The sequence below is a fragment of the Bradyrhizobium sp. YR681 genome, assembly GCF_000282615.1.
GTDB lineage: Bacteria > Pseudomonadota > Alphaproteobacteria > Rhizobiales > Xanthobacteraceae > Bradyrhizobium.
On sequence record NZ_AKIY01000348.1, the window covers coordinates 1 to 11,161 of the forward strand.

Genomic DNA, 11,161 nt, shown 5'->3' on the forward strand with positions numbered 1-11,161 from the left:
GGCTGTCGGCGGACCGCCGATGCGCGGATGCAGGATCACCATGATGCTGGAGAACACCACCGGATAAAGCGCGATGATGCCGCTGATGCGGGGCCCGACCCAGCTGGAGGTCGAGACCACGATGGCGACGAGAGTCGCGACCAGCGCGGCCCGCATCGGGACGTCGTACCAGCGGCGCGTCACCAGCGGCATCTTGATGTCGCGATAGCCCGCCAGCAGCGGAATGCAGATGCCGAACGCGATTAGGTTCGCTGCGAGCCCGGCGGTGAGGGACCAGTCGAACTGGCGGATGATCGAGGCCATCGCGATCCAGACCACAAATGCGCTTCCGCAACTCACCGGCATGCTGCGCCGCTGCGCCAGCACGACATAGGTGAGGCACATGAAGATCGTCGCCGCGTTGATCGGCAGGCTCGCCAGCGCGCCCTGGGAGATAAAGCCGGCGTCATGGTCGAGCGCAAGGAAGGCGTAGGAGGGACCTGCCGACACCGGCAGGGTCGCGATCAGCGCGCCGATCACGGGGCCCGAGCGTTCGGTGATGATCGAAGCCGTCACGACAAACGCCGCAGCGATCGCCATGCGCAGGAGAAGGAACAGGATGAAGTGGAGGTCGGGGGACATTTTTTGTTTGTTATCCCGGACAAGCGCAGCGCAGATCCGGGTGGGAGCGAAACTCTGTCCGTCATTCCGGGGCGCGAAGCGCGAGCCCGGAATCCATAACCACAGGCCTTAGTGATTCAAGAGCTGGAGCTGTGACCGTCCACAATCACTATGGCCCGGGACTATGGATCCCCGCCTTCGCGGGGATGACGCCGATTCTTGAGCAGCGGCTTCGCGTCACATGCGCTGCATCGACACCGAAACCTTCGGGCCGTTCTTGATGGTCTGGTAGACCACGCAATAGCGTTCGGTCAGTTTCAGCAACAGGTCGAGCTTGTCCTGCGGCGCCGGCGTGTCCACCTCGAAGCGCAGGCGGATCTCGGCGAAGCCGACCGGCGTCTCCTTGTCGACGCCGAGCGTGCCGCGGAAATCCAGATCGCCCTCGGCATAGACGTTGCCGGTCTTCAAGGGCACCTCGATCGCGGTCGCAACCGACTTCAGCGTGACGCCTGCGCAGGCGACCAGCGCCTCGAGCAGCATGTCGCCGGAGCAAAGCTCGAGGCCGGAGCCGCCGGTGGCGGGATGAAGGCCAGCCATCGCGATGGCGCGGCCGGTCTCGACCTTGCAGGCGATGCCTTCGCTGTCGGTCGAGCCCTTCGCCTTCAGCGTGATGAGCGCGGTCTTGGGATCGGTCTTGTAGCGTTCCTTGATCGGGGCCTGCATCTGGCGCAGTTCGGCGGCGTCCATCTCGTTCTCTCCCGGGAAAATTGCTCTTCGATGTACCGGCTCAGAGAGAAATTGTCACCACCACATGGCCTGACCGGGACCCTGGGTTGCGTCACGGTCAGGCACGCTGCGGTCGAGCGAGCGGTCGAGTGACGTCAGCACACTTCGCTTGAAATTCTCGAACAGCGGCGAATTGCGGTCGCGCGGCCGACCCAGATTGATCTCGATCTGGTCGAACAGCCGGCCCGGCCGCGGCCGCATCACCAGCACGCGGTCGGCCAGCGCCACGGCCTCGTCCACGTCGTGGGTGACGAGAACGAGCGTCGGCCGCGTATCGGCCCAGAGGTCGAGCAGATGATCCTGAAGATCCCTGCGGGTGAAGGCATCGAGCGCGGAGAACGGCTCGTCGAGCAGCAGCACCTCGGGCTGCGGCACCAGCGCCCGCGCGATCGCGACGCGCTGCGCCTGCCCGCCGGAGAGCTCGCGCGGCCAGGCCTGCGCCTTGTCGGCAAGCCCGACGCGCTCGAGCGCGCGCACCACCTTCTCGCGCCGCGCCGCCGCGGGCAGATCGGCAAGGCCAAAGCCGATATTGTCGGCGACGCTGAGCCAGGGCAGCAGCCGCGGTTCCTGAAAGATGATGCCGATTTTTGCGTGCGGCGAAGCGATCGTTTCGCTGTCGAGTATCACCGTGCCGGAGCTGGCGCGGTCGAGGCCGGCGATGGCGCGGAGCAGCGTGGACTTGCCGCAGCCGGAGCCGCCGATGATGGCGACGATCTCGCCCTGGCGGATCTCGGCGGAGAAGCGCGCCAGTGCCTGCACGCCGTTAGGATAGGTCTTGCTGACCCGGTCAAGCGCCAGCATCGCCTCAAGCTCCCTTCGCGCGGCCAAAGGCGTCCTGCCAGCGCAGGAACGGCGCCGAGGCCACCTCGATCAGCCAGTCGGTGAGTTTGCCGAGGATGGCGAAGATCACGATGGCGGCGAGGATCTGCGCGGGCTTGCCGAGCTGCTGGCCGTCGAGCAGGAGATAGCCGAGGCCTTCGGAGGCGCCGATCAATTCGGCCGCCACCACGAACATCCAGCCAAGACCAAGACCGACGCGCAAGGACACGACATAGGCCGGCAGCACCGCGGGCAGCAGGATACGGCGGATCATCGCCGGGCCGGAGAGGCGGAAGGTGCGCCCGACCTCGACGATCTTGCGATCGACGATGAGGATCGCACCCATTACGCCCAAATAGACCGGAAAGAACACGCCGACCGCGATCAGCGCGATCTTCGAGGTCTCGAAGATGCCGAGCCAGAGGATGAACAGCGGCACCCAGGCGAGCGACGGGATCGCGCGCAAGGCCTGTACTGTGGGATCAAGAAGCCGCCGTGCCAGCGACCAATAGCCGGAGATCGCACCGAGCAGCGTGCCCGCGACCACGCCGAACGCGAAGCCGAGACCGACGCGCCACAGCGTCGCGGCGATGTGGCGGATGAGCTCACCGGAGCGGGCAAGCTCCATGATGGTGGCAAAGACGCGCGACGGCGGCGGCACCAGCCGGCCGTTGGACCAGCCGGACCACACCACGAGCTCCCAGCCGAGCGCGAGGGTCAGCGGCAGCAACACTCCCAGCAGCGGCCGTACATAACGGGCAACGCGCGACGGCGCAGCGGCGCTTTCGGCTGGTTCCGAAGTCTGTTGCAGAACTGGCGCGTCGGAGATCATGGCCGGTAGGAAGCGCGTCTTGTGTGGGAATGCAAGGGCGTGCGCAATCTCGGTTGTCGCCCCGGACAAGCGAAGCGCAGATCCGGGGCCCATAACCACAGGACGATGTGGTTATGGGGACTCGGAGTGACCACCTTCGTGCAACAACCACTCCCTGTGGTTATGGGTCCCGGGCTCGCTTCGCGCCCCGGGACGACGGTGGAGTTTGTTGCCCGCGCATGCCTCTTCCGTGCGAACCTAATTCGTCGGCAGCGGGACCTGGTCGTCGATCAGGGCATCCAGCGTCGCCTTTACGTCGACCTTGGCGTCGACGACGCCGGCCTGTTGCAGCGCGAGGCCGGCGGCGAGGATGGATTCGCGCTGGGGCGCGCCGATCCGGCTGTGGGTGAGCTCGGTGCGCTCCTTGAGCTGCTTGTCGACGACCGCCTCGGGCAGCTTCGTGACAGCGATGAAGGTCTTCTTCAGCTCGTCGTAATTGGCCAAAGAATATTTCCGGGCTTCCTCGTACACCGCGAGCACGCGGCGGGCGGCGTCCGGATAGTCCTTCAGGAACTGCTCGCGCACATTGAGGATGCCCCAGGTGTTGGCGTCGGCCTTGCGGTAGAACAGCTTGGCGCCCTCCTCGACCTCGGCCTGCGCCATCATCGGATCGAGCCCGGCCCAGGCATCGACGTCGCCGCGGATCAGCGCGGTCTTGCCGTCGGCGTGCTGGAGCAGCACCGGCGTGATGTCCTTTTCGGTGAGGCCTGCACCCAGCAGCGCGCGCACCAGGAAGATGTGCGGATCGGTGCCGCGCGTCACCGCGACGCGCTTGCCCTTGAGATCAGCAACGCTTGCGATCCTGGAATCCTTGCCCGTGACCAGCGCGGTCCATTCGGGGCGCGAATAGACGTAGATCGACTTGATCGGATTGCCGTTGATCTTCGCCACCAGCGCCGCCGAGCCCGCGGTCGAGCCGAAATCGATCGAACCGGCGTTGAGGAATTCGAGCGCCTTGTTGGAGCCGGCCGACTGCACCCAGGTAATTGTGATGCCGTCCTTGGCGAACTCCTTCTCAAGCAGCCCCTTCTGCTTCAGCACCAGCGACACCGGATTGTAGGTCGCCCAGTCGATGCGGATTTCCTTAAGCGGATCCGCCGCCCGTGCGGAGGGAGTCAATGCGAGCGCCACGGCTCCCGCCAATAGAATGCGTCGTGTAATCACCGTCATGCCCAGCCTCCTCCAAAACTTCATTGTTTTTCAATGAGTTATATCTAGAGGTCAACGAGAAAATCCGCCCCTTGAAAGCGCGCCGGCCGAGAACAGATTTGCCCGAAGCCGCCACTTTCCAGCATGGAACGACTATTGCCCGAGAATGGCGGGTGACAGCGCCTGTCACCTCTTATATCCGGTGAGACATGGACAGCGTCGCGACTGAGCAGAAGCCAGAGGTGGACGATCGCTTCGACACCGCGCGGATCACCGCCGCGGTCGATGCGCTTGCCGAAAAGCATGAGGGCCGCGAGGACGCGTTCCGCACCGCAACCGCGCAATTGCTCAAGGCCGAGCTGATCGCCGCACGTGCTGCGGCGCAGAAGATCCTGCTGAAAGACCGTCACGGGCGGCGCTGCGCCGAACGGCTGTGCCATGTGCAGGACGAGATCATCCGCATCCTCTATTCGGCGGCGACGCGCCATCTCTACCGTTCGCCGATCCCGAGCGGCGCCGAACGCATGGCGGTGGTCGCGACCGGCGGCTATGGCCGCGGCCTGATGGCGCCCGAGTCCGACATCGATCTGCTGTTCATCCTGCCCTACAAGCAGACCGCCTGGGGCGAGCAGGTCGCCGAAGCCATCCTCTATTGCCTGTGGGACATGGGGCTGAAGGTCGGCCACGCCACGCGCTCGGTCGATGAATCGATCCGCCAGGCGCGCGGCGACATGACCATCCGCACCGCGATCCTGGAAACGCGCTTCCTCACCGGCGACCGGCCGCTCTATGACGAGCTGGTCGAGCGCTTCGACAAGGAAGTGGTGCAGGGCACGGCGTCTGAATTCGTCACCGCCAAGCTTGCCGAGCGCGAAGAACGTCACCGCCGCGGCGGCCAGTCGCGTTATCTGGTCGAGCCCAACGTCAAGGACGGCAAGGGCGCGCTGCGCGACCTGCACACGCTGTTCTGGATCGCCAAATACGTCTACCGCGTCCGCGACACCGACGAGTTGGTCGAGCGCGGCGTGTTCGACGCGCAGGAATACCGCACCTTCCGCCGCTGCGCCGATTTCCTCTGGTCGGTGCGCTGCAATCTGCACTTCTATTCAGGACGCCCCGAGGAGCGCCTTTCCTTCGACCTCCAGCGCGAGATCGCGGTCCGGCTCGGCTACACCTCGCATCCCGGCATGCAGGACGTCGAGCGCTTCATGAAGCACTACTTCCTGGTCGCCAAGGAGGTCGGCAACCTCACCGCCATCCTCTGCGCCAAGCTCGAGGACCAGCAGGCCAAGCCCGCGCCGGTGCTGAGCCGGATGATGGCGCGGCTGCGCCCGACACAGGTAAAGCGGCGCGTGCCCGACAGCGACGATTTCATCGTCGACAACAATCGCATCAACGTCGCCGCACCAGACGTCTTCAAGCACGACCCGGTCAATCTGATCCGCATCTTCCGCCTGGCGCAGAAGAACAACCTCGCCTTCCATCCGGACGCGATGCGCGACGTGACGCGCTCGCTCGGCCTGATCAACGCGCAGATGCGCGAGAACCCGGAAGCCAACCGGCTGTTCATGGAGATTCTGACCTCGGACAATGCCGAGATCGTGCTGCGGCGCATGAACGAAACCGGCGTGCTCGGCCATTTCATCCGCGCCTTCGGCAAGATCGTCTCGATGATGCAGTTCAACATGTATCATCACTACACCGTCGACGAGCATCTGATCCGTTGTGTCGGCTTCCTCCAGGACATCGAGCGCGGCGGCATCGAGGAATTCGCGGTGGCGAGCGACCTGATGCGCAAGATCCGGCCGGAGCACCGTTCGGTGATCTACATCGCCACGCTCCTGCACGACGTCGCCAAGGGCCGCCCGGAAGATCACTCGATCGCCGGCGCCAAGGTGGCGCGGCGGCTGTGCCCGCGGCTCGGCTTCAGCCCTGCCGACACCGAGCTCGTGGCCTGGCTGATCGAAGAGCATCTGACCATGTCCACGGTCGCGCAGTCGCGCGACCTCTCCGACCGCAAGACGATCGAGAATTTCACCGCCGTGGTGCAATCGGTCGAGCAGATGAAGCTGCTCACGATCCTCACCACCGCCGATATCCGTGGCGTCGGCCCCGGCGTATGGAACGGCTGGAAGGCGCAGCTGCTGCGCTCGCTTTATTACGAGACCGAGCCGGTGCTGACCGGCGGCTTCTCGGAGGTCGATCGCGGCAAGCGCCTCACCGCCGCTTACGCCGAATTCCGGCACGCCTTCGCCGAGTGGCCGGCGGAGGAGCTCGATGCCTATATCGGCCGGCACTATCCGGCCTATTGGCTCAAGGTCGAGCTGCCGCGAAAAATCCGCCACGCCCGCTTCGTCCGCTCCAGCGAGCAGGCCGGCCACAAGCTCGCGATCAATGTCGGCTTCGACGAGGTGCGCGGCGTCACCGAGCTCACCATCTTCGCCGCCGACCATCCCTGGCTGCTGTCGATCATCGCGGGCGCCTGTGCCTCGGCCGGTGCCAACATCGTCGACGCCCAGATCTACACCACGACCGACGGCCGCGCGCTCGACACGATCTCCATCTCGCGCGAATACGATCGCGACGAGGACGAGGGACGGCGCGCCACCCGCATCGGCGAGATGATCGAGGACGTGCTGGAAGGCAAGCTGCGCCTGCCCGAAGTGGTGGCGAAGCGCACGGTGCGCAGCAAGGCGCGGCCCTTCGTGATCGAGCCGGAAGTCACCATCAACAACCAATGGTCCGACCGCTACACCGTGATCGAGGTCTCCGGGCTCGACCGCCCCGGCCTGCTCTACGAGCTGACCACGGCGATCTCGAAGCTCAACCTCAACATCGCCTCGGCCCATGTCGCGACCTTCGGCGAACGCGCCCGCGACGTGTTCTATGTCACCGATCTCCTCGGCGCCCAGATCAATGCGCCGACGCGCCAGTCCGCGATCAAGAGCGCGCTGACCCATGTGATGGCCGGCGACAAGGCGGTCCAGCCGGCGGCGTGACTTTCTTCGCCGGTTTGGGGGGCGCGCGAGACCTAAACCTCCACCCCCTCATGCCGCAGCAGCCAGCGCTTGCGCGCGAGGCCGCCGCCATACTTCACCAGCGAGCCGTCGGCGCCGATCAGGCGATGGCACGGCAGCACCACGCTGATCGGGTTGGAGCCGTTGGCATGGCCGACGGCCCGAATCGCCTTCGGCATCTCGATCCTTGCGGCCATCGCGCCGTAGCTCATCGTGGTGCCGGCCGGGATGTTCGCCAAGGCCGTCCAGACCTTCTGCTGAAACGACGTGCCGGCGATACGCCATGAGATGGCAGCGAGCTGGCCGATATCACCTTCGAAATAGCCCGACAGCGCAGTTCGCATCGCCGTCGGCGCAGGCCGATCGCCGAGATCCACCGCGCCGTAGTGCAGGCGCAACAGCTCGCGCATGCGGTGCTCGTAATCTTCCCAGTCGAGCGCCCGCAGCGCACCCTCGGCGTCGGTGACGAGCAGGGCAATCCCGATCGGCGTCGCCAGCCGATCGAGACCGAAGCTCACGGACGTCCTGGTTGATCGACCGGCCATTGCGACACCATTGCATCGGAACACATATCGCACGTGCCATGCCGGATATGCTATCGTCCACCCGAAAGCTGACGCTTTTGGGGGGAGCTCAACTTGATCATGATCGCCAATGGCTTCGTGGCGCTGGTCGCCGTCCTGCATATCCTGTTCCTGATCCTGGAGATGGTTCTCTGGGACAAGCCACTCGGCCTGAAGATATTTCACAACACGCCCGAGAAGGCAGCGATCACGAAAGTGATGGCGGCCAACCAGGGGCTCTATAACGGCTTCCTGGCCGCCGGCCTGATCTGGGGCCTGCTGCACGGCAACCCGGCCTTCGCGTTCCAGATCAAGGCATTCTTCCTGATCTGCGTGATCGTGGCCGGCGCCTATGGCGCGGCCACCGCGAGCCGAACCATCCTGCTCGTCCAGGCTATGCCGGCTGTGGTCGCGCTGGTTGCGCTGCTTTTCACCTGAGACGCCGGGGCGCGGCACCGCGATCCTTGCGCGGCGCCGTACCTTCCTCCACAATCTTCGGCAGCGATGGCAACCGTTACGAGCAACGGGAAAAGACCGTCGACCGAAAATTCCGTCAGGAGGAACATCCCAACATGACCAATCGCAGAGTCTTTCTAGCTGCCACGGCGGCTCTCACCTTCGCGTTCTCCGCGAGCCAAGTCCCCTTCAATCAAGCCCTCGCCCAGAAGAAATACGACACCGGCGCGAGCGACACCGAGATCAAGATCGGCCAGACCGTGCCGTTCTCCGGCGCCTATTCCGTCTATGCCAATATCGGCAAGACCCAGGCCGCCTACTTCAAGATGATCAACGATCAGGGCGGCATCAACGGCCGCAAGATCAATCTGATCCAGTACGACGATGCCTATTCGCCGCCGAAGACCGTCGAGCAGGTCCGCAAGCTCGTCGAAGGCGACGAGGTGCTGTTCACCTTCCAGCTGATCGGCACCGCCGCGAACGCCGCCGTACAAAAATATCTCAACGGCAAGAAGATTCCGCAGCTCCTCGCCTCGACCGGTGCTGCGCGCTTCAACGATCCGCAGAACTATCCCTGGACCATCGCCTATAACCCCAACTACGTGTCCGAGGGACGCATCTACGCAAAATACATTCTCAAGGAGCATCCCAACGCCAAGATCGGCGTGCTCTACCAGAACGACGACATGGGCCGTGACTATCTCGCGGGCCTCAAGAGCGGCCTCGGCGACAAGGCCGCCAGCATGATCGTCGGCGAGGTCTCCTACGAGGTTACCGATCCCACGGTGGACTCGCAGGTGGTCAAGCTGAAGTCGATGGGCGTCGACTTGTTCTACGACGCCTCGACACCGAAATTCGCGGCACAGGCGATCAAGAAGCTCGCCGATCTCGGCTGGACCCCGGTGCACATCCTCGACATCAATGCGAGCCCGGTGTCGGCGACCTTGAAGCCGGCCGGCCTGGACATCTCCAAGGGCATCATCTCGACCAATTACGGCAAGGATCCCGGTGATCCCCAGTGGAAGGACGATGCCGGCGTAAAGGCCTTCTTCGCCTTCATGGACAAGTATTTCCCCGAGGGCGACAAGCTCAACACCGTCAATACCTACGCCTATTCGGTGGCCGAGCTGCTGGTGCAGGTGCTGAAGCAATGCGGCGACGACCTGACGCGCGAGAACGTCATGAAGCAGGTCGCCAGCATCAAGGGCTACACGCCGAGCCTGGCGCTGCCCGGCATCAACATCACCACGGGCCCGAACGATTATCGCGTCAACAAGCAGATGCAGATGATGAAGTTCAACGGCGAGCGCTGGGAGCTGTTCGGCCCGATCATCGAGGACAACGGCCCGTCGGGCTAGCCTCTCTTCGCAGGGTGGGTCGCCCCGCAGCTGCGCGACGCGCAGTCCGCCGGCGTGACCCACCCTACGAACTGCGACCACCTTCCCGCCTTGCGTCGCAGCAACACCTCCTTCACACTCGCCCTCAGCGGTGACGTCCGGCGCGCACAAGCGCTCCGGAGCGATCGCCGGCCATAACAGACTGAGGAAACTGCGAATGAGGAATGGAATACTGCATCTGGCCACGGCAACGGCGCTGACCGTGGCGCTGTCGATCTCTACGGCCAGTGCCCAAAAAAAATACGATCCGGGCGCCAGCGACACCGAGATCAAGGTCGGACAGACCATGCCGTTCTCGGGACCGGCTTCGGCCTATTCGTCGATCGGCAAGACCCAGGCCGCCTATTTCAAGATGATCAACGACCAGGGCGGCGTCAACGGTCGCAAGATCAATCTGATCCAGTATGACGACGCCTATTCGCCGCCGAAAGCGGTTGAGCAGATCCGCAAGCTCGTCGAGAGCGACGAGGTGCTGCTGACCTTCCAGATCATCGGCACGCCCGTGAACGCGGCCGTGCAGAAATATCTCAACTCCAAGAAGGTACCGCAGCTGTTCGCGGCGACCGGCGCCTCGCGGTTCACCGATCCGAAGAACTTCCCGTGGACCATGGGCTTCAATCCCAACTACTTCGTCGAAGGCCGCATCTACGGCCAGTACATTCTGAAGGAGCATCCGAACGCGAAGATCGGCGTGCTCTATCAGAACGACGACCTCGGCAAGGACTATCTGAACGGCATCAAGGCCGGCCTCGGCGACAAGGCCGCCAAGATGATCGTGACCGAAGCCTCCTACGAGGTGTCCGATCCCACCGTCGACTCGCAGGTCCTCAAGATCAAGGATGCCGGCGCAGACCTGTTCTTCAGTGCGACCACGCCGAAGCAGGCCGCGCAGGCGATCAAGAAGATCGCGGAGATGGGCTGGCACCCGGTGCAGATCGTCGACATCAACGCCACCTCGGTCGGCGCGGTGCTGAAGCCCGCTGGCCTCGATGCCGCCAAGGGCCTGATCAGCGTCAATTACGGCAAGGAACCGCTCGATCCGACCTGGAAGGACGACGCCGGCCTGAAGAGGTATTTCGACTTCATGGCGAAGTACTATCCTGATGGTGACAGGGACTCGAACTTCAACACCTACGGCTACAGCACGGCGCAGCTTCTGGTCCACGTGCTGAAGCAGTGCGGCGACGACCTGACGCGCGAGAACGTCATGAAGCAGGCGGCCTCGCTGAAGGACGTCGTCAGCGACACCGCGCTGCCCGGCATCAAGGCCAACACCTCGCCGACCGACTATCGCGTCAACAAGCAGCTTCAGATGATGAAGTTCAACGGCGAACGCTGGGAGCTGTTCGGCCCGATCCTGGAGGATGCGGGTCCGGCGGGTTAGTGGTCGCTTGAATTCTGGAATGCGATCGGCGGCCTATGGGCCGCCGATTTTTTTGTTTCCATCACCGTCACCCTGAGGTGCCCGCCTCTTCGGCGGGCCTCGAAGGGGGACGGCCCGGC

The 11,161-nt window shown here is 64.2% G+C and carries 10 protein-coding genes; 4 read left to right on the forward strand and 6 right to left on the reverse strand.

The genetic code is table 11. From position 1 onward, the window contains the following. The 5 genes from PMI42_RS37220 to PMI42_RS37240 form a co-directional block, all read right to left on the reverse strand. The coding region (locus PMI42_RS37220) for a hypothetical protein (protein ID WP_008145225.1) at positions 1-621 on the reverse strand (621 nt) is incomplete at its 3' end. A 216-nt stretch (positions 622-837) separates the two neighbouring features. Next, the gene (locus PMI42_RS37225; RefSeq protein WP_008145226.1) at positions 838-1,347 is read right to left on the reverse strand and encodes an OsmC family protein; all 510 of its coding nucleotides are present in this window, start codon (positions 1,345-1,347) and stop codon (positions 838-840) included. A gap of 54 nt (positions 1,348-1,401) precedes the next feature. Further along, the gene (locus tag PMI42_RS37230; protein WP_008145228.1) at positions 1,402-2,187 is read right to left on the reverse strand and encodes an ABC transporter ATP-binding protein; all 786 of its coding nucleotides are present in this window, start codon (positions 2,185-2,187) and stop codon (positions 1,402-1,404) included. A 4-nt stretch (positions 2,188-2,191) separates the two neighbouring features. Further along, on the reverse strand, positions 2,192-3,037 hold the full coding sequence (locus PMI42_RS37235) for an ABC transporter permease (protein WP_008145230.1): 846 nt from the start codon (positions 3,035-3,037) through the stop codon (positions 2,192-2,194). A 237-nt stretch (positions 3,038-3,274) separates the two neighbouring features. After that, entirely contained in the window at positions 3,275-4,246 is a 972-nt protein-coding gene (locus tag PMI42_RS37240; RefSeq protein ID WP_008145232.1) for an aliphatic sulfonate ABC transporter substrate-binding protein, read from the reverse strand. A 188-nt stretch (positions 4,247-4,434) separates the two neighbouring features. Here PMI42_RS37240 and PMI42_RS37245 point away from each other — a divergent pair, with 188 nt between their 5' ends. Continuing rightward, positions 4,435-7,224 (forward strand): [protein-PII] uridylyltransferase, encoded by a 2,790-nt coding sequence (locus PMI42_RS37245; protein ID WP_008145233.1) that lies wholly within the window; start codon positions 4,435-4,437, stop codon positions 7,222-7,224. A 32-nt stretch (positions 7,225-7,256) separates the two neighbouring features. On the opposite strand, the gene PMI42_RS37250 is transcribed toward PMI42_RS37245, so the two are convergent. Beyond that, the gene (locus tag PMI42_RS37250; RefSeq protein ID WP_035968145.1) at positions 7,257-7,787 is read right to left on the reverse strand and encodes a methylated-DNA--[protein]-cysteine S-methyltransferase; all 531 of its coding nucleotides are present in this window, start codon (positions 7,785-7,787) and stop codon (positions 7,257-7,259) included. 99 nt (positions 7,788-7,886) lie between these two features. Here PMI42_RS37250 and PMI42_RS37255 point away from each other — a divergent pair, with 99 nt between their 5' ends. The 3 genes from PMI42_RS37255 to PMI42_RS37265 all read left to right on the forward strand — a co-directional run bounded on the left by PMI42_RS37255 (position 7,887) and on the right by PMI42_RS37265 (position 11,042). Continuing rightward, a complete protein-coding gene (locus tag PMI42_RS37255; protein ID WP_008145237.1) occupies positions 7,887-8,243 on the forward strand; it encodes a DUF1304 domain-containing protein in 357 nt (118 codons plus the stop codon). A 134-nt stretch (positions 8,244-8,377) separates the two neighbouring features. Continuing rightward, positions 8,378-9,619 (forward strand): ABC transporter substrate-binding protein, encoded by a 1,242-nt coding sequence (locus PMI42_RS37260; protein WP_008145239.1) that lies wholly within the window; start codon positions 8,378-8,380, stop codon positions 9,617-9,619. 196 nt (positions 9,620-9,815) lie between these two features. Continuing rightward, positions 9,816-11,042 (forward strand): ABC transporter substrate-binding protein, encoded by a 1,227-nt coding sequence (locus PMI42_RS37265; RefSeq protein WP_008145241.1) that lies wholly within the window; start codon positions 9,816-9,818, stop codon positions 11,040-11,042. The last annotated feature ends 119 nt before the right edge of the window (positions 11,043-11,161 follow it).

Bases quoted from the DNA above. Each gene is read 5' to 3' on its own strand.
- PMI42_RS37225 (WP_008145226.1), bottom strand. From the start codon at position 1,347: ATGGACGCCGCCGAACTGCGCCAGATGCAGGCCCCGATCAAGGAACGC.
- PMI42_RS37230 (WP_008145228.1), bottom strand. From the start codon at position 2,187: ATGCTGGCGCTTGACCGGGTCAGCAAGACCTATCCTAACGGCGTGCAG.
- PMI42_RS37235 (WP_008145230.1), bottom strand. From the start codon at position 3,037: ATGATCTCCGACGCGCCAGTTCTGCAACAGACTTCGGAACCAGCCGAA.
- PMI42_RS37240 (WP_008145232.1), bottom strand. From the start codon at position 4,246: ATGACGGTGATTACACGACGCATTCTATTGGCGGGAGCCGTGGCGCTC.
- PMI42_RS37245 (WP_008145233.1), top strand. From the start codon at position 4,435: ATGGACAGCGTCGCGACTGAGCAGAAGCCAGAGGTGGACGATCGCTTC.
- PMI42_RS37250 (WP_035968145.1), bottom strand. From the start codon at position 7,787: ATGGCCGGTCGATCAACCAGGACGTCCGTGAGCTTCGGTCTCGATCGG.
- PMI42_RS37255 (WP_008145237.1), top strand. From the start codon at position 7,887: ATGATCGCCAATGGCTTCGTGGCGCTGGTCGCCGTCCTGCATATCCTG.
- PMI42_RS37260 (WP_008145239.1), top strand. From the start codon at position 8,378: ATGACCAATCGCAGAGTCTTTCTAGCTGCCACGGCGGCTCTCACCTTC.
- PMI42_RS37265 (WP_008145241.1), top strand. From the start codon at position 9,816: ATGAGGAATGGAATACTGCATCTGGCCACGGCAACGGCGCTGACCGTG.